Source organism: Streptomyces sp. NPDC058008 (assembly GCF_042886395.1).
Lineage (GTDB): Bacteria > Actinomycetota > Actinomycetes > Streptomycetales > Streptomycetaceae > Streptomyces.
In genome coordinates, this window is sequence record NZ_JBHVQX010000006.1 from 1 (window position 1) to 20125 (window position 20125).

The following is a 20125-nucleotide window of genomic DNA, read 5'->3' on the forward strand; positions in this document are numbered from 1 at the left end:
TGTTTGTTTTTTTTTTCATACGTGCTGGTGGCGTCCGGGCGTGAGACGCTTGACTGGGGGGGGTGGGGGGGCTGGTGCCCCCCGCGCGCCGCCCCCCGCCCGCGCCAGGCTTCACCACCGGTCCGGGGGCGGGTCGTTCGCGGACCGGAGAGCGCGGGACACGGCATCGGCCCCTCGGCCCACGCCGGTCACGTCCGAGCCCCGGCCCCGGCGTGGTCGAGCGCCGGGGCCGGGGCGTGCCCGGGTCGCGTACGGCCCTCCGGCACGGCGGCTCCGTGCCCCGGGCTCCTACCCCGGTGCGGGCAGGTCGAGGTGCTCCCGCAGGGTGGTGCCCCGGTACTCGGTGCGGTAGACGCCGCGCTCCTGGAGTTCCGGGACGAGTCTGTCGACGATGTCCGTGACGGAGGCCGGGAGGAGATGCGGCAGGAGGTTGAAGCCGTCGACGGCGCGGGTGCTGACGTAGCGCGTCCACTCGTCGGCGACGGCCGCCGGGGTGCCGACGAAGGACGGGTGCCCCGGGGACACTTCGAGCGCCAGGTCCCGTATGGAGAGCCCGCGTTCCGCCGCGAGATCCCGCCACTTGCGGATCAGGGCCTGCTTCCCGGTGCGCCGCTCGACGGAGATCGTGCCGCGTGAGGGGTCCAGTTCCTCCTCGCCGGGTTCGATGTCGGGCAGCGGGCCGTCCGGGTCGTAGCCCGACAGGTCGGTGCCCCAGTACTGCTCGAGGAAGGCGATCGACCGCGGCCCGTTGACCTGCTCGCCGCGCACCCAGCGCGCCTTCTCCTCCGCGTCGGCGGGAGTGTCGCCGAGGACGACGCTCGCGCCCGGGAGGATCCGCAGGGAGTCGGGGCTCCGGCCGTGACGGGCCAGGCGCTCCCGCAGGTCGGCGGCGTAGGCCACCGCCTTGCCGTAGTCGGTGTTCGCGGAGAAGACGACGTCGGCGTGGCGGGCGGCGAGTTCTCGGCCGCCGTCGGAGTCGCCCGCCTGGAAGAGCACCGGGCGGCCCTGACGGCTGCCCGGAACCGTGGCCGTCGCACGGAACGTGACGAGGTCCCCGTCCCGCTCCACCGGGGTGATGGAACCGGGGCGCGCCCAGGCCTCAGCCCGCCCGTCGGGCGCGACGGCGTCCGGGGCCCAGGACGCCCAGAGTTCCTTGGCCGCTTCGACGAACCGTCCCGCGCGCGCGTAGCGGCGTTCGTGCTCCAGCCAGCCCCCGTGGCGGAAGTTGGCCCCGGTCCACGCGTTGTCGGTGGTCACGATGTTCCAGCCGGCCCTCCCCTCGGACAGCAGGTCCAGGCCGGCCAGCCTGCGGGCGAGGTCGGCGGGAAAGTTGTAGGTGGTGTTCTGGGTGGCCACCAGACCGATCCGCCGGGTCACCGCGGCGAGGGCGGACAGCTGGGTGATCGCGTCGGGCCGGCCGGCCACGTCCAGGTCGAAGACCTTGCCCCGGTTCTCCCGCACCCGCAGGCCCTCTCCGAGGAAGAACGCGTCGAACAGTCCGCGTTCCAGGACCTGTGCGATCTCGACGAACGTCTCGAACTCCGTGTGGGAGGGCGCGTGCGGATCGGTCCAGATCAACTGGGGTCCGACACCGGTGAAGAAGACACCGAGGTGGAGCTGCGGGCGGGAGTTCTGATCGGTCATGACACTCACCTCAGGCGTTCCTGGTAGCGGCGGCGAACCGGCCGGCGGGGCGGGGAAGGCCGAGCGTGTCGCGGAGGGTGCCGCCGGCCCGGGGCCGGGACGCGGCCAGTTCGGGCAGCACCCGCTCGGCCAGGACCGGGAGGTCGACGGCGAGCACGGCCGGGTGGAGCCGGACGCCGTCGACCGCACCGGACAGGTCGCGCAGCAGGTCCAGCAGGGATTCGGCGGAACCGACGTGGCGCAGCCGCCCGGCGTCGGGCCAGTCGGCGGCGGCGTTCAGCTCGGCGAGCCGGTCGGCCGCCGGGGCCGACGCGTCGAGGACCACCTCCACCTCGGCGAAGACCAGGGGCGCGCCCGCTTCCCTGGCCGTGGCGGCGCGGGTCGCGATCGCCGCGCGGTCGGGCCGGGCGACCAGGACCACGTCGGCTCGCGCGTCGGCGTCCAGGACGTCCGGAGCGAGGACCACGATCTGGCCCTGGGGCGGTCGCGGAGTGATCAGCGGTCCCTTGACCGTGAAGGTGGCGCCCTCGAAGTCGATGTGGTGCACCCGTCCCGAGTCGAGGAACCTGCCGGTCGCCACGTCCTTGATGACCGCGTCGTCGTCCCACGAGTCCCACAGGGCACGGGCGGCGTCGATGACGTCGGCGGCCTCGCGGGCCAGCGCGGCAGCGGGGAGGGCCGCTCCCCCGATGGTGGCGAGTTCGGCCGCGCCCGCCGCCGTCCCGACCACCCAGCCGGCCCTGCCGTGCGAGGCGTGGTCCAGGCTGGCCAGTTGGGTGGCGAGGTGGAACGGTTCCGTGGTGGCGACGTGCAGGGTGGGCGCGAGGCCGACGCGGTCGGTGAGGGGGGAGACGTACGAGGCCCGGATTCCGGCCTCCAGCCGCCCGGCCACCCCGGTGCCCGGATCGGGCGGCAGCGGCGTGTCCGCGAAGGTGACGAGGCCGATGCCCGCGTTCTCGGCGGCGGCGACCACCTCGCGCAGCGCTCCAGGGGCCAGTACGGCACCCGGCGGGCGGCCCGAGTGGCGCCAGGCGGCCGGGTGGGCGCCGTCGCCGTCCACCTCCAGGGCGAGACGCAGGCCGGTGGGCCCGGATTCTCGGTCGGTCATGGGATGTGCCTCCGGTCGGATTCGGTTCAGCGGGCGAGGAGTCGGCACGGAACGGCGCACGACGCCCGGAGCTGCGTACGGACCTGGCGGCCCGGCGGCGGCCCGCGCCGGTCGGCCCTCCCGGGCACGACCGCGGGTGCCACGGCACCCGGCAGTCACGGGCCCACGTGATCGGCCCCGGTGCTCCTGGGCCGTCGGGAGCCCGGGCAGGACCTACGAGCGGGGACGGAACTGGCGGCGGGGGCACGCGGATGAGAGTGCGGTGCGCGGTCGCAGGGGGGCGCCGGCCGGTGCGGGCGGCGGGTACGCGCTCAGTGGCGCGGCGGTGTCCCCGGACACAGCGCGCTGCTCACCCGGAGCAGGTCGACGTGGCGCCGGGCGACCAGGGGGGCGCAGGCCCCGGCGTGGTGGGGCAGGCGGTTCTCGCACGCACGGAAGGGGCGCGTCGCCATGCCGGTCACCTCGCAGCCCTCGGGTCGGTCGGCAGCTCGTCCACCGCTGCCGACGTGTGATCTCGCCTCACGGTAACGGTTCGACCACGGTTGAACAATGCCGTCCGGGCGCCCCGTGGCCCGTGGGGCGAGCGCGGTCCCCCCTGCCGGAGCTTCCTTCTCATCGCGGCGTCCGAGCTGATACGTTGCCTGGCGTCGTCCCGGGCGGACGACGCCACGTGTGCGAAAGGACGGCGTCACCCATGCCGTACCGTACGGCCACCGCCGGGGCGAAGCCTCCGAGCCGGGTTACCGGCACCCGCTGCGCGGGGTTCCTCCGTCCGCGCTTCGCGGCCCGTCGGCACATAGATCTGCGCCGCGTCTCCAGCGCCCTCTGTCCGGCCTGATCCACGCCCCTCACCGCTTCTCCGGCCCCGCGCTGCCCGCCCGATTGATCCCGGCCGGCCGTCGGTCCTGATTCCCGCCCGCCCCGCCGTCGGCGGGCTTCCGGGCGCGGTGGACGAAGTCTTCGCCCCACCACAGACCCGCACCCCGGGAACCCGCGGTCGTCCCCTATGCCGCCGGCCGGGCGCGGGGCCGGTACCGCGGGTTCGACGGCCGGAGCCGCCCCCGACGCAAGGAGCACCGCCTTGGACGTCCACGCATCCCTGACCGATCTGGTCGGCAACACCCCGCTGGTGCGGCTCAACCGCGTCACGGGCGCGGTGCCCGCACCCGTCTGCGTAAAACTGGAGTACGTCAATCCGGGGGGCAGCGTGAAGGACCGGATCGCGCTGTCGATGGTCGAGGCCGCCGAGCGGGCGGGACAGCTGCTGCCGGGCGGGACCATCGTCGAAGGCACCTCGGGCAACACGGGTGTCGGCCTGGCGATGGTCGCCGCGCAACGCGGCTACCGGTGCGTCTTCGCCGTCCCGGACAGGAGCAGCGCCGAGAAGATCGCCGTGCTGCGGGCCTACGGGGCCGAGGTCGTCGTCTGCCCGAGCGACGTGCCCCGCGAGCACCCCCGCCATGTGCACTCCGTAGCCGGCCGCGTCGCCGCGGAGACACCGGGCGGCTGGCTGGCGGACCAGTACGACAACCCGGCCAATCCGCAGGCCCATCACCGCACCACGGGGCCGGAGATCTGGCGCCAGACCGACGGGCGGATCACGCACCTGGTGTCGGGGATCGGCACCGGCGGCACCATCACCGGGACCGGCGAGTACCTCAAGGAGGTGAGCGGGGGGCGGGTGACGGTGGTCGGCGCCGACCCCGAGGCCTCGGTCTACTCGGGCGGTGACGGGGGCCCGTACCAGGTGGAGAGCATCGGCAGGTTCCGTCATCCGGAGACGGTGGACGACACCTGGCCGCTGTCCTACCACCCGGCGGTCGTGGACCGGTTCGAGCGGATCAGTGACCGCGACTCCCTGCTGACCGCCCGGCGCCTGGCCCGGGAGGAGGGGCTGCTGGTCGGCGGCTCCGCCGGCACCGCGGTCGCCGCGGCTCTGCGGGTGGCGGCCGGGCTGAGCAAGGACGACCTGGTGGTCGTCCTGCTGCCGGATTCCGGCCGCAACTACCTCTCCAAGGTCTTCGACGACGACTGGCTGCGCGGGACCGGCCTGCTCGACAGCGAGCTTCCCGCAGGCGCCACGCACTCTCCGGCGGCCACCGCGGGACCGGACGCGCCCCGCTGACGGAGCGGCCAGCAGTACACCACCCACAGGACGAGAGGCAGCACGACACGATGACTCCCGCACTCCCCGCGCCCGCCCCGACCGCGAGCGGGACCGGCCCCGGGCCGACAGAGGACGGTGCCCGGTGACCCTGGACGCCGACGCCCTCGCACCGGGCACCGGACCGGCCGCCACCCCGGCACCGTACGGCGGCGTCGCGGCGGTCCCCCGGGGCCGGACCGGGACGTCCCCGGAACCCGCCGGGGCGCACCCCGGCACGGCGGTACGGTGGTCCGCCGTCGACTGGGAGCACCCCGACGCGCGGGCGCTGCGCGCCCGGATGGACGCCGAACTGCGGCCCCGTTACGCCCCGTTCGACGCGCAGCGCGCGGGCCGGCAGGCGGACCCGCCGACCGCCTCGGAGATCGTGGCCACCTGGCTCGCCCACGAGGGGGCACACCCTGTGGCCATGGCTTCGCTGCGCCGGCTCCGAGGGCCCGACGGCGGCGGCCTCCACGAGGTCAAGCGGGTCTACGTGCACGACGGGTACCGGGGGCGCGGCCTGGCCAGGGCGGCGCTCGACGCCGTCGGGACCAGCGCCCGGGCGCTCGGCGTCACCCGGCTCGCCCTGCAGACCGGAAAGCTGCAACCGGAGGCCATGGCGCTCTACGAACGCCAGGGCTGGCAGCGGATCCCCTGCTACCCGCCCTACGACACGGACCCGTTCAGCGTCTGCTACGCCAAGGACCTGTGAGGGCGCGGGCCCGGCCCGCGACCGCCGCCGCACACGAGGGAGCGAACATGACAGTCCACGACGTCGACGAGGTGGCCTTCGCCAGGGAGTGGGAGCGGTGGCACCGTGAGCGCGAGGAGGTGCTGGCCGCCCCGCACGGGTTTCTCGCGATCACCGGCCTGCACTGGCTGAACCCCGGACCGACCCGGTTCGACGACGCCCCGGGAGCGTGGTCGAGCACTCCGGAGGGGGTGGTGGTCGAGCTCGCGGAGGACGAGGAACTCACCGTGGACGGTGTAACGGTCCGCGGCCGGTACGCGTTCGGGGTCATCGGTGAACGGGACAGCCTGTACGCGGGCTTCGGCGACGCGGTGGCCGAGGTGGCCCGGCGCGGCGGACACGACATCCTGCGCCCCCGCCACCCCGGTAACGCGCTGCGCACCGCGTTCACCGCGACCCCCGCGTACGCCCCCGACCCCCGCTGGGTGCGCGACGGCCGGTTCGTGCCGTTCGACCGCCCGCGCCCGGTGACCGTCGGCGCGGCCGTCGAGGGCCTGGAGCACGTCTACGACTCCCCCGGGCAGGTCGAGTTCGAACTCGGAGGAGCGGTGCACCGGCTCACGGCGTTCGACGGCGGGAGCCCCGGCGGTCTGATGGTGCTGTTCACGGACGGGACCTCCGGTGTGACGACGTACGCGGCGAACCGCGCCCTTCAGATCGGGCCGCCGGACACCGGGGGGAGGGTGACCCTCGACTTCAACCGGGCGGCCAACCTGCCCTGCGCGTACACGGACCTGGCGACCTGCCCGCTGCCTCCGGCGGAGAACCGGCTGACGGTCGCGGTCGAGGCGGGCGAGAGGATCCCCCTGGAGCGGGGCGGACGGCCCTGACGCACAGAGGGCGCCGTTGCCGTCCGGCCGTGGCGCGCCGGGGGCCCGGCGGCCGGACGGGCGCGTCACGACGGGACGGCGGCGCCCTCCGACGGTTCGGGCTCCGGTTCCTGCGGCGATTCGGCGAGCTGCTCGCGCACGTAGTTCCAGACGACCGCGGCCAGCGCGGCCGCGGGAACGGCGAGCAGGCTGCCCACGATGCCCGCCAGGCTGCCGCCCAGCGTCACGGCCAGCAGGACCACCGCGGCGTGCAGGCCCAGCCCGCGGCTCTGGATCATGGGCTGGAACACGTTGCCCTCGAGCTGCTGCACCACGACGATGATCGCCAGCACGATCAGCGCGTCGGTCGGTCCGTTCGACACGAGGGCGATGAGGACCGCGACGAATCCGGCGAACAAGGCGCCCACGATCGGGACGAACGCGGACACGAAGGTCAGCACCGCCAGGGGCAGCACCAGGGGCACGCCCATGATCCACAGGCCGATACCGATGAGGACGGCGTCGAGGAGTCCGACGTACGCCTGGGAGCGTACGAACTCACCCAGGGTCTCCCAGCCCCGCGCCGCCACCGTGGGGACATCGGTCGCGAGCCGGCCCGGGAGCTGGCGGGCGAGCCACGGCAGGAACCGGGGGCCGTCCTTGAGCATGAAGAACATCAGGAAGACGGCCAGGACGACGGTGACCACTCCGTTGACCACCGTGCTCACCCCGGTGAAGAGCGTGGTGACCAGGCTGCCGAGGCTGTCCTGGATGCGGGCGGTCGCGGAGTCGAAGGCACCGGTGATCTGGTCGTCGCCGATGTTGAGGGGCGGCCCTGACGCCCACTCGCGCACCTTCTGGATGCCGCCCACCACTCCGTCGGCCAGCTCGCCGGACTGGGAGGCCACGGGCACCGCGATCAGGGCCGCGACCCCGGCGGCGACCAGGAGGAACACCACCGTCACGACGGAGGCCGCGAGCGCGGGGGGCCACCCGCGCCGGCGCAGGTATCGCGCCATGGGCCACGTCAGGGTGGTGAGCAGCAGGCCGACTATGAGCGGCCAGACGACCGACCACATGCGGCCCAGCGCCCACACCGCCACCGCGGCCATGGCAAGGACCAGGAGCAGCTCGCCCGAGACGCGTGCGGACACGCGGAGGGCGGCGCGGGTCCTGGTGGAGCTCAACGTGACTGACATGCGATTCACCCTATGGGCCCACGGCCGCCCCGAGGACCGCACCGTCCCGCGCGGGCCGGGCCCGCTCCCCCACACGAACAGAGCAACGGCTGTCCGGACCGGCGCCCGTGACGTCCCCGGGCGGGCCGGTGGCGATCATCCGCCCGCCGTCCGGCCGTCCCGTCCCGTACCGGCGCGGCGGGAGGCCGCCCCGCACGCGGCACGGCGGCGGGCGCGGTCCGGGAAGCCGTGGCACGACGATCCGACCGCGCCTGATTCATCCTGATATGCGCGTCGGCGTGACCCGTCTTAGCCTGACCGAAATTGCTCGGGCAGTCGACGGCCGGTCAGCCGGCGGAGGGTGAGCTTCCATGGCGCGGTTGCGTAAACGATCCGGCTTGTTCGCCGAGGTCTCGGCGGAGTTCGCCGGCACGATGATCCTGATCCTCTTCGGCTGCGGTGTGGTGGCCCAGGTGTCGGCGGGCGGGGCCCTGACGAACCCGCCCGGCGGTCTGGGGGACCACGACAGCATCGCCTGGGCCTGGGGTCTCGGCGTTACCCTCGGCGTCTACGTGGCGGCCCGGCTGAGCGGTGCCCACCTCAACCCCGCGGTGACCCTCGCCCTCGCGACGTACCGGGGGTTCCCGTGGCGCAAGGTCGCGCCCTACGCCCTGGCCCAGACGGCCGGCGCGTTCGTGGCGGCCCTCCTCGTGCGCTGGAACTACACCGAGGCGCTGGCGAAGGCCGACCCCGGTCACACCATCAAGACGCAGACGGTGTTCTCCACCCTCCCCGCCAACGGCAACCCCGCGCTGCCGGTCCACGAGTGGGGCGCGTTCCGCGACCAGGTGATCGGCACGGCGATCCTGCTGCTGCTGATCATGGCCATCACCGACCTGCTGAACACACCGCCGGGCGCCAACCTGGGCGCGTTCATCATCGGCCTGGTCGTGGTCGGCATCGGCATGGCGTGGGGAACCAACGCGGGCTACGCGATCAACCCGGCCCGCGACTTCGGCCCCCGGCTGGCGAGCTTCATCACCGGGTACAGCGGAGCATGGCGAGATCAGTACGGAAACCTCTACTTCTGGGTCCCCATCGTCGGCCCGCTGGTCGGCGGTCTGCTCGGTGCGGGCCTGTACAAGGTATTCGTCAGCCGGTTCCTGCCCACCGCGGAACCCGAGCCGCCGGGACGCGTCCCGGCCCCCCAGGACTGACCACACCGCCCGGAGAGGTGACACATCATGGCGGACTTCATCGGCGCGGTGGACCAGGGGACCACCAGCACCCGGTTCATGATTTTCGACCACGGCGGCAACGAGGTCGCCAAGCACCAGCTGGAGCACGCCCAGATCCTCCCCCGGTCGGGCTGGGTCGAGCACGATCCGGTGGAGATCTGGGAGCGGACCAACTCCGTGATGCAGAACGCGCTGCGGTACGGCGGCCTCGCGCCGGGCGACCTGGCGGCGATCGGGATCACCAACCAGCGTGAGACCACGGTGGTGTGGGACCCGCGCAACGGGCGGCCCTACTACAACGCCATCGTGTGGCAGGACACCCGCACGGACGTCATCGCGGCGGAGCTCGAACGCTCGGGTCGCGGTGACGTCATCCGCCGCAAGGCCGGGCTGCCCCCGGCGACCTACTTCTCCGCCGGCAAGATCCAGTGGATCCTGGAGAACGTCGACGGCGTACGGGAGGCGGCCGAGGCGGGCAACGCCCTCTTCGGCAACACGGACGCCTGGGTGCTGTGGAACCTGACGGGCGGTCCCGACGGCGGCATCCACGCCACCGACGTGACCAACGCCAGCCGCACCATGCTGATGGACCTGGAGACCCTCGACTGGGACGAGGAACTCCTGGGGTTCTTCGGCATCCCCCGGGCGATGCTCCCCACCATCAACCCCTCGTCGCACCCGGAGGCCTACGGCGCGACCCGCACCTCCCGGCCGCTGCGCGCCGCCGTTCCGATCGGCGGTGTCCTCGGCGACCAGCAGGCGGCCACCGTGGGCCAGGTCTGCTTCTCCCCCGGCGAGGCCAAGAACACCTACGGGACCGGCAACTTCCTGGTGCTCAACACCGGAACCGAGCTGGTCCGCTCCCAGCACGGCCTCCTCACGACCGTGGCCTACCAGTTCGGCGACAGTCCGGTGGTCTACGCGCTGGAGGGCTCCATCGCCGTGACCGGATCCGCGGTGCAGTGGCTGCGCGACCAGATGAAGATCATCAAGACCGCGGCCGAGAGCGAGGTGCTCGCCCGCACCGTGGAGGACAACGGCGGGATGTACTTCGTCCCCGCGTTCTCGGGCCTGTTCGCCCCCTACTGGCGTTCCGACGCCCGGGGCGCGATCGTCGGCCTCGCCCGGTACAACGACAACGCCCACCTGGCACGCGCGACCCTGGAGGCGATCTGCTACCAGAGCCGCGACGTCGTCCAGGCCATGGAGCAGGACTCCGGCGTGCACCTGGACGTGCTCAAGGTCGACGGCGGGGTCACCGCCAACGACCTCTGCATGCAGATCCAGGCCGACGTCCTCGGCGTCCCGGTCAGCCGCCCCGTCGTCGCGGAGACCACCGCCCTGGGCGCCGCGTACGCCGCGGGTCTGGCCACGGGCTTCTGGCAGAACACCGACGAACTGCGCACCCACTGGCAGGAGTCCGAGCGGTGGTCACCGCAGTGGTCCGAGGACCGGCGCGAGGAGGGCTACGCGGGCTGGAAGCGGGCCGTGGAGCGCACCCTCGACTGGGTGAAGGTGCCGTAGGGGCCGTTTCAGGAGCCGACGTTCCTCAGTTCCGCGGCGAGTGAGCTGATGGCCGCGGGGTTGCGCGGGCTCTCCACGAGGTCCACGTAGTCGAGGACGACGATGCGGTCGTTCCTGACAGCGGAGACGTTCGCGAGCGGCTTGTAGGACCTGAGGAACGTCCGCTTCTGCTCGGCCGTCGTGTCACCGTAGTTGTTGATCACGATGACCTCCGGGTCGCGGGCGACGACGGTCTCCCAGCCCACCGTGGTCCAGCTGTCCTTGAGGTCCTTCATGATGTGGTCGCCGCCGGCCTTGGTGATGATGTCGTGCGGCCCGGCGTAGGCGCCGGAGGTCAGGGGCTTGTCCTGCCCGTCGTCGTAGAGGAAGACACGGGGCCGGTCGGCCCCCTTCGGTGCCTTCGCCTGGGCTGCGGCCACCTCCTTCCGGAACGAGGCGATGAGGGTTTCGGCCCTGCCCTCGACGTCGAACACCCTGCCCAGGTTCCGCAGGTCGGTGTAGAGCGCGTCGAGCGGGGCCATCACCCCGCGGGCCTTGCCCTGTCCGTTCCGGCAGGACTCGCTGAGCAGGTACGAGTCGACGCCCACGCGCCGCAACGCCTCGGGGGTGAAACCCTCGCCTTCGCTGAAGCCGTAGTTCCAGCCCGCGAAGACCAGGTCCGCGCGGGCGTCCAGGACCAGTTCCTTGTTGATCCGCTCCTTCGACAGCCACGTGGTCCTCCCGTAGCCGTCCTTCCAGGGGACGGACGTGAGGTCCCCCTTGTCGTCGGGCATGACGTAGCCCGCCATGTGGTCCTCGAGTCCGAGCGCGAACATGATCTCGGTGATCCCCACGTCGTTGGTGACCACACGCCGGGGCGCCGCGTCGTACGTCTTCTTCTCGCCGCAGTTCTCGACGGTCACCGGGTAGTGGCCGTCGGCGGCCCGGGACCCGCCCTCCTTCCCCTGGGACGAGGTGACCTGCGCACCGCAGCCGGAGAGGGTGAGGGTGGCGACGGCCAGGGCGAGGGCGGCGGGGCGTGCGAAGCGCGGCATGACAGCGGTGACTCCTTGAGGCGGGTGCGGCGGGGAGGGGTTACGCGGAGGGGAGGCGGTCGAAGAGCAACTGCATCGCTCCGGTCCCGGGGTGCGGTACGCGGTGCGCCCGTACGCCGAAGACATCGGCGAGCAGCTCGGGCGTCAGGACGTCGTACGGTGCGCCGGAGGCCACGACGCGCCCTTCGTCGATCACGTGGACGAGGTCGCAGTGGAGTGCGGCGAGGTTGAGGTCGTGCAGTGCGGTGAGCACGGTCAGTCCGCTCTCCCGGACCAGCGCCAGCACTTCCAGCTGCTGGGCGATGTCGAGGTGGTTGGTCGGCTCGTCGAGTACCAGGACCCGGGGCTGCTGCGCGAGCGCGCGGGCGATCAGGACCCGCTGCTTCTCACCGCCCGAGAGGGTCAGGAAGCCGCGGTCGGCCAGATGTGCGGCCCCGACCCCCGCGAGTGCCGCCTCACACGTCCGGCGGTCCTCTTCGGTGGTCCTGGCCATGGGCCCCTGGTGCGGCAGCCGGCCCATGGCCACCACCTCGGCCGCGGTGAAGTCGAACTCCGCGGCGGCCTCCTGGGGAAGCGCGGCCAGTCGGCGCGCGCTCTCCCGCGCGTTCAGGGCCCGCAGGTCATCGCCACCGACCCTCACCGCACCGGCCGAGGGCCGCAGGGCCCGGTAGACGCAGCGCAACAAGGTGGACTTGCCGCTGCCGTTGGGACCGACGAGGCCGACGAGCTGCCCGGAGCCCGCCCGCAGGGTGGCCTCCTCCAGCAGCCGCGCACCGGCGATCTCGACGGTGAGCGCTTCCACGTCGACCCGCATCACACGCCTCCGAAGGTGTAGCCGCGTCGGCGCATGAGGAGGACGAAGCACGGCACGCCGACGGCCGCGGTCAGTACGCCCACCGGCAGTTCGGCCGGTGCGAGCACCACCCGGGAGAGGACGTCCACCCAGATCAGCAGGACGGCGCCGGCCAGTGGCGCGACGGCGAGGAGCCGTCGGTGGTCGGCGCCGACCAGCATGCGTGCGGCGTGCGGGACCATGAGGCCCACGAAGCCGATGGCCCCGCTGACCGCGACGACCGCCCCGGTGACGGCCGCCGAGACGAGGAAGAGCTCCTTGCGCAGCCTCGCGGGGTCCACCCCGAGCGCGGCGGCGGTCTCGTCCCCCATCGCCAGGGCGTTCAGGCGGCGCGCGGACCAGCCGAGGTGGACGAGTCCGCCGAGCACGGCACCGGCGGCGATCGGGACGGAGGACCAGGTGGCTCCGCCCAGGCTGCCGAGCAGCCACATCATGGCGGAGCGGGCGGCTTCGCCCCGCTCGGCGGCGAACACCATGAACGTGGTCACGGCGGAGAAGCCGTAGTACATCGCCGTGCCGGTGAGTACGAGGCGAAGGGGCGTCAGCCCGCGGGCGGTCCGGGCGATGGCGTACACGAGCACCATGGAGAGCAGGGCGGAGAGGGCGGCGGCCGTGGACAGCGCCCAGATGCCGAGTGCGCCGAACGCCCCGAAGATGAGCACGGCGTTGGCGCCGACGGCCGCGCCGGAGGAGATGCCGAGGACGAACGGGTCGGCGAGGGCGTTGCGCACCATGGCCTGTACGGCGACGCCGATGGCGGCCAGCCCCGCACCGACGACGGCCGCCAGCACGGCGCGCGGGAGGCGCAGTTCCCAGACGATGGTGTAGGAGGGGACCTCGTCGGGGGTGATGGTCCCGCCGGTCAGCCCGGCCCACATGTGGTGCAGCGCCTCACCCCAGGGGACTCCGGAGGCGCCGATCCCCGCCCCGCAGGCGAGGGACAGCGGGAGCGCCACGCACAGGCCGGTCACGATCAGGGGGAGCGGGAGGCGTGAGGAGGCGGGCGGCGCGCCTCCGGTCCGGGTCCGGGCGCCGTGGGTCGGCACGGCGGCTATTCGGTCACGGGGCGTGGCCACAGGCGGATCTCTTTCGCCTCGGGCCGTGCACCTACGTATTCCAAGGAGCGGCCCGGACGCCAGGCGCCGTGCGCAGCGCCTCTCGCAGTCCACGGCGATTGACAGGAGCTTCACCACCGCGGGTGATCGGGCTTACGAATCGCATCGCGTTCCGCCTACCGTTGCGGGTCAGCGCCGGACTTCGACCGGACTTCCCCCACGAGGCGCTTGCAGCTTAGCGCGTGTCCCTCCGCTCGCGGCCACGGGGAAGCCGGGCGCCGCGTCCGCGCCCGACTCCCGTGGCACCAGGGCTCGGACACGCCCCGGTGCCACGGCCGGGCCCGGGCGCCGGACCCGGGGCGCCCCCGCCGCGGTGCGGCACCGCTCCTCCCGCGCTCACGGGCCCGGGGCCGTGGCTCCCGGCCGGAACCGTGGGCCGCGTGTTCCCCGTCTCCGCCCGCCGTTCACCCCCGGCGCAGCGCGGAACGGCCCGCGTAGCGCGCCGAGCCTCCCAGCTCCTCCTCGATCCGGATCAGCCGGTTGTACTTCGCCGTGCGGTCGGAGCGGGACAGCGAGCCGGTCTTGATCTGTCCGCAGCCGGTCGCCACCGCCAGGTCCGCGATGGTGGTGTCCTCGGTCTCCCCCGAGCGGTGGGACATGACGGCCGTCCAGCCCGCCCGGTGGGCGGTGTCCACCGTCGCCAGCGCCTCGGTCAGGGTCCCGATCTGGTTGACTTTGACGAGTACCGAGTTGCCGGCGCCGGTGCGGATCCCCTCGCGCAGCAGCGCCTCGTCCGTGCAGAACACGTCGTCGCCGGTGAGCTGGCAGCGGTCGCCGACGCGGGCGGTCAGCTCGCGCCAGCCGTCCAGGTCGTCCTCCGCCATCGGGTCCTCGATGGAGAGGACGGGGTAGGCGTCGATGAGTCCGGCCAGGTAGTCGGCCTGTTCGGAGGAGGTACGGCGCACCCCCTCCCCCGCGTAGTCGTACACCCCGTCGCGGAAGAACTCCGACGACGCCGGGTCCATGATCAGGCCGACGTCCGTGCCGGGACGGTAGCCGGTGCGCTCGACGGCGGCCAGGACGAAGTCGAGCGCCTCCTCGGCGGTGCGCAGCGAGGGCGCGAACCCGCCCTCGTCGCCGACCCCGGTGGAGTGACCGGCCGCGAGCAGGTCGCGGCGCAGGGTGTGGAAGATCTCGCTGCCCATGCGGACGGCTTCGGCGAAGGTGTCCGCGCCCACGGGCGCGATCATGAACTCCTGGAAGTCCAGCGGATTGTCCGCATGGGCGCCGCCGTTGATGATGTTCATCATCGGGAGCGGCAGGAGCTGGGCGTCGGCGCCCCCGAGGTAGCGGTAGAGCGGGCGGCGGTGTGCCGCCGCGGCGGCCTTGGCTGCGGCGAGGGAGACTCCGAGGATCGCGTTGGCGCCGAGCCGGGACTTCGTGGGAGTGCCGTCGAGGGCGACCAGAGCGGCGTCGAGACCTGCCTGGTCCGCCGCGTCCCGGCCGCGCACGGCTGCCGCGATCTCCCCGTTGACGTGGGCCACCGCGCGGTCGACGCCCTTGCCGTGCCAGCGCGCCGGGTCTCCGTCACGCAGTTCCGCGGCTTCCCGGGCACCGGTGGAGGCGCCGGAGGGGACGGCCGCTCGCCCCAGGGACCCCTCAGCCAGGACGACGTCGACCTCCACCGTGGGGTTGCCCCGGCTGTCGATGATCCCGCGCGCGGTGACAGTCTCGATGGCGGTTCGGGCCTGCTGTGCGGACATGGGAGTTCCTTCCCGTCGTCGTGTGCCGTGGCCCCGGCTGCGACGACGCTGGCGCTGGGCCCGACAGCAAAACCATACAGCAATGCTGTTCAGTTTTGCTGTACAGCATTGCTGTAGAGGCAGACCGGGCGCTGCCGACCGCGCGGTAAAGTGCCCTATGCCCACCTCGGAAGCCGCTGCCATCGCCGCCGAACTGCGCACCGCCATGGGCGAGCTCACCCGGCGCGTCAAACACGAGGACCGCATCCCGCTGACCCAGGTCGCCGTGCTCGGCGCACTCGACCGCAACGGCGCCATGACCACCAGCGACCTCGCCGTCGATCAGCGGGTGCGTCCCCAGTCGATGGCCCGGGCGGTGGGCCTGCTCATGGAACAGGACCTGATCACGCGCCGGGCGCACCCCACGGACGGCCGCAAGTCGCTGGTCGAGCTGTCGGACGCGGGCCGGGCCGCCCTGGAGGAGGAGCGGGGCCGCAGGGCCGGCTGGCTCGCCCGGGCCATCGAATCCGAACTCACCGATGAGGAGCGGGCGTTGCTGGCACGGAGCGCCGCGATGCTGAAGCGCCTCGCGGCACGCTAGGTACGGCGGCGGCTGCCGGTGCGCACCGCGTCGGCCTGCTCCCGGGGCGCCGGACGGTCGCACCCCACCCGCCGTCCGCGCCCCGGTGTCCCTGCCGCGCGGGATCAGCGTCGCGGTGCCCCGGCCCTGCGGAGCTCCGTCAGTCCAGCGCTCTCAGCGCCCCGGCGACGGCCGACTCCAGGAACTCCCGGTCGGCCCTCGCCTGGCCCATGACATGGATGCCCTGGATGAACGTCGTCAGGAACCGGGCGAGCTCCACCGGACTGTGCTCGCCGCGCAGTTCCCCGCGTTCCCGGGCCCGGCGCAGCGCGTCGGTGAGCACCGCGCCGACGGCGTTCATCGCCATGCGGACCTGTTCCACCGTGCCGTCGTGGGCCGCGCGTTCCGTGGTCGCGCTGACGAGCAGGCATCCTCTCTCGGGGTCGGCGACGTCGTCCGTGACCATGGTGATCAGCAAGCGGCGCAGTGCCGTGCGGATGTCGGAGCCGGACCGGACCTCCCGGTCGAGAGCGGCGACCAGTCCGTCGCAGTAGCGTTCCAGAGCCCGCGCGTAGAGGCCGTCCTTCGAACCGAACGCGGCGTACAGGCTGCCGCTGCCGATGCCCAGCAGCGCCGTCAGCCGGGGCATGGGCGTGGCGTGGTAGCCCTGCCGCCGGAACAGGCTCATGGCCTGTTCCACGGCCGTGTCGGTGTCGAACCCACGAGGGCGCGCCACTGCGGGATCCTTTCGTCGGCGGGGTCCGCGGGCAGGTGCTCGTCGGCGGGGTCGCCGCGCGGGGACGGGGGATCGGTCACGGTGCGGCGGGGCGCGCCCGGTCCGGGACCCCCGGGGCGGCGGGACGGAACACAGACCCGACTCTGGCAGCACGGGCGAGGTGCGGCTTAAGTCGATCGACTGCACGCACGTGACCGCCGGCCGCTGCCCCGGCACCCGCGCCGCACGGACCGGCCGGCCGTGCGCCCTCCCGGTACCGGGCCGTGTGCCGGTACGGGCAGGGCAGTGCCCCGCTGCGACGACGTGCGGTCAGCCTCGACGGCATCAGCCCGACCTGAACCCCCCGCGTGAGCCCGGCGGCGCGGCCCGGCACGCCGCCGTCGTCGCGACCGCCGCGGACATCAGCGGTGCGGAACTGGACTACAGTCCTGAGAGCGTCCTGCTGGTGGAGGACATCGTCGACGGCTTCCGGGCCGAGGGCGCGCCACCGGGGAGGACAGGGCGGAGTCCCTCGTGGCCTTCGGCCGTTACGTGGGAGAGATCCTCACCCGGCACGCCGGCGGATCCTGGCGGCGTACGATGATCGCACCGACCACGGCCGCACCCCTCGTCGTGGAACTGCCGGACGCACGGGAGTGCCGTCCGATCGACCGGGTCTTCCGCCGTCCCGAGTTCGGCACCGACGTCAGCGTCCGCACCCTCTGCGCTGCGGCCGGGACCGAGCGCGGACACCCGGTGGAGCGAGCACGCCGATGACTGTGCGGTACTCACACGCGGTACGGACGGGCGTGGGACGGGCCCGGCGTTCCGGTGAGCGGCAGGACACGTGCGAGCGCGGGACACACCCGGGAACACGTCGGCGGACGGATCAGGACGTATCCGCTGTTCGTTGAGGACATGTGGGAAGGCAGGAAGTGGGCACGCACATCGGCTCGGACCGCACAGGTGCGCACCGGACCGGCTCGGACGACGCCGGTCTGCTCGGCCGTGAGCACGAGAAGGCGCTGGTGACGGCGCTGCTGGCGGGTGCGTCCCGGGGTGGACGGGTGCTCCGGCTGAACGGCGCCGCGGGCACGGGCAGGTCCGCCGTCCTCCGTCACGCCGCCTCGGCCGCCGCACACCAGGGCATACGTGTGCTGTCGACGGGGTGGGCGCCGGGCGAGCGGGGTGTACGGCATGCCGCGCTGCACGGTCTCCTGCGGCCCGAGCTGGCGCGGGTGCCCTGCCTGCCGGCCACGGAACGCGCCGTGCTGGAGTCCGCGTTCGGTGGCGGCCCGACCGTGCCGCCACCCGCCGAACTGGCCGCCGCCGTGCTGAACCTGCTGGCCGTGGAGCCGGGACCGGTCCTGCTGTGTGTCGACGACCTCGACCGGCTCGACAGCGCGAGCCGAGACACCCTGAACGCACTGGCCCGGCTGTGCCCCGGGACACGTGTGGGCGTGATCGTCTCGGAGCGCGCGGCCCCCGGCGCACCGGCGGCGCCGGATCAGCTCGCCGCCACGCTCGGCGCGCTGCCCGGTCCCGAGGCCCGCGCCGTCCTCACCCGTGCCGGGCGGGCCACTGGGTACGCCGAGGAACACCTCGTCCTCGCGGTGGCCCGGGGAAACCCGCTGGCGCTCACGGAACTCTCGCTGGGCGACGGGCACCTCGGCGAGGAAGCCGGCTTCGGCATGCTGTCGGCAACGCCCCGGCTCGCCGAGGCGTACGCGGAGGATCTGGCGGGACTGTCGGTCCCGGCCCGTGGCGTGCTGCTCGTCGCGTCGCTGAGCGTCTCCGCCGTCGCCCAGGACGTCCTGGGCGCGAGCGCCCTGCTGCTGGGCAGCAGCGACGCGGCCGGCGCGGGGCTGGCCGAGACGATCGCCCGCGGACTCGTCACCGATGACGAGGTGCCCGCCGCCGGCGCAACGGCACGGCGGCGCCTGCTGCGTTTTCCCCAGCCGCTGGTGCGCCCCGTGGTCCTGCACCTGGAGTCCACGGCCCGGCGGATGGCCGTCCACGCGATGCTGGGGCAGAGCGTCGGCAGCCCCGCCCACGCCGCCTGGCACACGGCCCGGGTCGCTGCGGGTCCGGACGAGGAGCTGGCCGGGCGGCTGGAGTCACTGGCCGGCGCCGGCCCCCGCGCGGGCACCGGCGTACTCGTGGCGCTGGCCGCCCTGGAAGGCGCGGCCCGTCTCTCCGCGGACCCCGGGCGCCGGGCGGACCGGCTGCTGCGCGCCGCCGAACTGGCCTGCGACCACGGTCTGGTGGACCAGGCGCTGCGTCATGCGCGGCAGATCGACCCGGCCGGGCTCGGGACGTTCGGCCGTGCGCTGCTGCTCTGGGTGCACGAGCTGCTGCCGGGCAACACCGGCGGCGGCCGCGAGCGGATCACGGAGCTGTGCGAGGCGGCTCGCGCCGTGGCCTCGCGGGAGCCGGCGCTCGCCAGGAAACTGCTGCACGCGGCGGCCCGCAGGTGCTGGTGGCAGAAGGCGGGCCCCGGCGAACGCCAGGTAATCCGGGCAACGTTCGAGGAGCTGCGGTCGGCGCCCTGGGACGCGCGTGACCTCGCGGTCATGGCGCTGACCGACCCGCTGTCGGTGCTCCCGCGGGCGGAACCGCGCCCCGTTCCCGGACTGCCCGCGGGCGACGAGCCGAACCTGCTCGGCCAGGTCGCCCACCTGACCGGCGACCTCGACCGGGCGGCCACGCACTTCGGGAAGGCGGAGGCGGCCGTCCGCGCCGCGGGCCGGCACGGGCGGCTTCCGCAGATCCTCGTACCGAGGGCGATGGGCCAGATCTGGCTCGGCGGCCAGTGGGACACCGCCCTCGCCCTCGCCGAGGAGGGCCGGATGATCGCGGGCCGCACGGCACAGCCCGACTGGGTGGCGCGGGCCACCGCGACGCTGGGCATCGTCGAGGCGCTGCGGGGCCACCACGGACGGGCGCTGGAGTACGCCGCGCAGGTCGAGGAGGCCTCCCTGCGGCTGGGCCAGGACCGGCAGTTGCACCTGGCTTCCCTGGCCCGCGCGCTCACCGCGTCGGGCACGGGCCGTTACGCCGAGGCGTACGCCCGGCTGCGGGGCCTGTTCACCGAGCCGTCGGGACCGTGCGCTTACGCGGAGTTCTGGGGGCTCGCCTTCCTCTCCGAGGCCGCGCCGCCCGCGGGCGAGGCGGAGGACGCCAGGACGGTCGTCGCACAGGTGGCGTCCCTGACCGCAGCGGGACGGGCGCCGCTGCTGGAGCGGATCCTGGCGTACGCGGACGCGGTCCTCGCTCCCGACGCGGAGGCGGAGGACCGCTACCGCCGGGCGCTGGAGCCCGGGATCGAGGCGTGGCCGCTGCTGCACGGGATGGCCCGGTTCGGCCACGGGGCCTGGCTCAGGCGTCGGCGCCGCGTCACGGCGTCCCGTACACCGCTGGCCACGGCCGAGTCCGTCTTCCGGGCCCTGGGGGCCCGCTCCCGTGCGGAGCAGGCGGCTTCCGAGCTGAGGGCGACAGGGCTGGCGACGGCCGGGCACCAGGACCGGGACTCCGGGGACTCCGGGGCCGACGCCCTCGAAGCGCTGTCACCGCAGCAGCTCACCATCGCCCGACTGGCGGCCCGCGGCCTGACCAACCGTGCCATCGGCGAGCAGCTGCGCCTGTCACCCCGTACGGTCGCCTCGCACCTGTACCAGATCTTCCCGAAGCTGGACGTCACCTCCCGCGCGGAGCTCGCGGCGAGGTTCGGCGACGTGTGAGCCGGGCC

17 protein-coding genes, 1 pseudogene and 1 riboswitch are annotated in these 20125 nt (G+C 73.7%); of the genes and pseudogenes, 9 read left to right on the top strand and 9 right to left on the bottom strand.

Going from position 1 to position 20125, the window contains the following annotated elements; genetic code table 11:
• Positions 1-288 precede the first annotated feature (288 nt).
• The 3 genes from ACFVS9_RS07530 to ACFVS9_RS07540 all read right to left on the bottom strand — a co-directional run bounded on the left by ACFVS9_RS07530 (position 289) and on the right by ACFVS9_RS07540 (position 3204).
• Positions 289-1644, bottom strand: a complete 1356-nt coding sequence (locus ACFVS9_RS07530) for an NtaA/DmoA family FMN-dependent monooxygenase (RefSeq protein WP_389930832.1) — start codon at positions 1642-1644, stop codon at positions 289-291.
• Between the two features lie 10 nt (positions 1645-1654).
• Positions 1655-2752, bottom strand: a complete 1098-nt coding sequence (locus ACFVS9_RS07535; RefSeq protein ID WP_389930834.1) for an LLM class flavin-dependent oxidoreductase — start codon at positions 2750-2752, stop codon at positions 1655-1657.
• Between the two features lie 311 nt (positions 2753-3063).
• Positions 3064-3204, bottom strand: coding sequence for a putative leader peptide (locus tag ACFVS9_RS07540; RefSeq protein WP_389930835.1), 141 nt, complete (start codon positions 3202-3204; stop codon positions 3064-3066).
• A gap of 242 nt (positions 3205-3446) precedes the next feature.
• Between ACFVS9_RS07540 and ACFVS9_RS07545 the strand changes: the two genes are divergently transcribed.
• The 4 genes and pseudogenes from ACFVS9_RS07545 (at position 3447) to ACFVS9_RS07560 (ending at position 6479) form a co-directional block, all read left to right on the top strand.
• Positions 3447-3590, top strand: coding sequence for a putative leader peptide (locus ACFVS9_RS07545; RefSeq protein WP_383116398.1), 144 nt, complete (start codon positions 3447-3449; stop codon positions 3588-3590).
• 243 nt (positions 3591-3833) lie between these two features.
• A pseudogene (locus tag ACFVS9_RS07550) lies at positions 3834-4811 on the top strand (PLP-dependent cysteine synthase family protein); the annotation flags it as partial.
• A 190-nt stretch (positions 4812-5001) separates the two neighbouring features.
• Positions 5002-5610, top strand: a complete 609-nt coding sequence (locus ACFVS9_RS07555; RefSeq protein WP_389930837.1) for a GNAT family N-acetyltransferase — start codon at positions 5002-5004, stop codon at positions 5608-5610.
• 47 nt (positions 5611-5657) lie between these two features.
• Positions 5658-6479, top strand: a complete 822-nt coding sequence (locus tag ACFVS9_RS07560) for a DUF1684 domain-containing protein (protein ID WP_389930839.1) — start codon at positions 5658-5660, stop codon at positions 6477-6479.
• Between the two features lie 65 nt (positions 6480-6544).
• On the opposite strand, the gene ACFVS9_RS07565 is transcribed toward ACFVS9_RS07560, so the two are convergent.
• Positions 6545-7657 (bottom strand): AI-2E family transporter, encoded by a 1113-nt coding sequence (locus ACFVS9_RS07565; protein ID WP_389930841.1) that lies wholly within the window; start codon positions 7655-7657, stop codon positions 6545-6547.
• Positions 7658-8007: 350 nt separating this feature from the next.
• On the opposite strand from ACFVS9_RS07565, the gene ACFVS9_RS07570 reads away from it, so the two are divergent.
• Together ACFVS9_RS07570 and glpK are read left to right on the top strand one after the other, a co-directional pair.
• Positions 8008-8853: an MIP/aquaporin family protein gene (locus ACFVS9_RS07570; RefSeq protein ID WP_383116402.1), complete on the top strand. Its 846-nt coding sequence runs from the start codon at positions 8008-8010 to the stop codon at positions 8851-8853.
• 27 nt (positions 8854-8880) lie between these two features.
• Positions 8881-10398, top strand: coding sequence for a glycerol kinase GlpK (glpK, locus tag ACFVS9_RS07575; protein ID WP_383116403.1), 1518 nt, complete (start codon positions 8881-8883; stop codon positions 10396-10398).
• Positions 10399-10406: 8 nt separating this feature from the next.
• Here glpK and ACFVS9_RS07580 read toward each other — a convergent pair whose 3' ends face one another.
• The 4 genes from ACFVS9_RS07580 to eno all read right to left on the bottom strand — a co-directional run bounded on the left by ACFVS9_RS07580 (position 10407) and on the right by eno (position 15103).
• Positions 10407-11432: an ABC transporter substrate-binding protein gene (locus ACFVS9_RS07580; RefSeq protein ID WP_389930843.1), complete on the bottom strand. Its 1026-nt coding sequence runs from the start codon at positions 11430-11432 to the stop codon at positions 10407-10409.
• 40 nt (positions 11433-11472) lie between these two features.
• Positions 11473-12246 (bottom strand): ABC transporter ATP-binding protein, encoded by a 774-nt coding sequence (locus ACFVS9_RS07585; RefSeq protein ID WP_383116405.1) that lies wholly within the window; start codon positions 12244-12246, stop codon positions 11473-11475.
• Entirely contained in the window at positions 12246-13361 is a 1116-nt protein-coding gene (locus tag ACFVS9_RS07590) for a FecCD family ABC transporter permease (protein ID WP_389930845.1), read from the bottom strand. Before ACFVS9_RS07590 ends, ACFVS9_RS07585 begins: the two co-directional genes overlap by 1 nt.
• Positions 13362-13481: 120 nt before the next feature.
• Positions 13482-13558, bottom strand: a riboswitch (cobalamin riboswitch).
• Positions 13559-13804: 246 nt separating this feature from the next.
• Positions 13805-15103 (bottom strand): phosphopyruvate hydratase, encoded by a 1299-nt coding sequence (gene eno, locus ACFVS9_RS07595; protein ID WP_389930846.1) that lies wholly within the window; start codon positions 15101-15103, stop codon positions 13805-13807.
• A gap of 157 nt (positions 15104-15260) precedes the next feature.
• On the opposite strand from eno, the gene ACFVS9_RS07600 reads away from it, so the two are divergent.
• Positions 15261-15683, top strand: coding sequence for a MarR family winged helix-turn-helix transcriptional regulator (locus tag ACFVS9_RS07600; RefSeq protein WP_389930848.1), 423 nt, complete (start codon positions 15261-15263; stop codon positions 15681-15683).
• Positions 15684-15822: 139 nt separating this feature from the next.
• Here the strand turns inward: ACFVS9_RS07600 and ACFVS9_RS07605 are convergent, their stop codons facing one another.
• Entirely contained in the window at positions 15823-16398 is a 576-nt protein-coding gene (locus ACFVS9_RS07605) for a TetR/AcrR family transcriptional regulator (RefSeq protein ID WP_383116409.1), read from the bottom strand.
• A 513-nt stretch (positions 16399-16911) separates the two neighbouring features.
• Here ACFVS9_RS07605 and ACFVS9_RS07610 point away from each other — a divergent pair.
• Positions 16912-17154 carry a hypothetical protein gene (locus ACFVS9_RS07610; protein ID WP_383116410.1) on the top strand — a complete coding sequence of 81 codons (243 nt, stop codon included), beginning with the start codon at positions 16912-16914 and terminating at the stop codon, positions 17152-17154.
• Positions 17155-17312: 158 nt separating this feature from the next.
• Complete coding sequence (locus tag ACFVS9_RS07615) at positions 17313-20117, top strand: AAA family ATPase (protein ID WP_389930850.1); 2805 nt, start codon at positions 17313-17315, stop codon at positions 20115-20117.
• Positions 20118-20125: the final 8 nt, after the last annotated feature.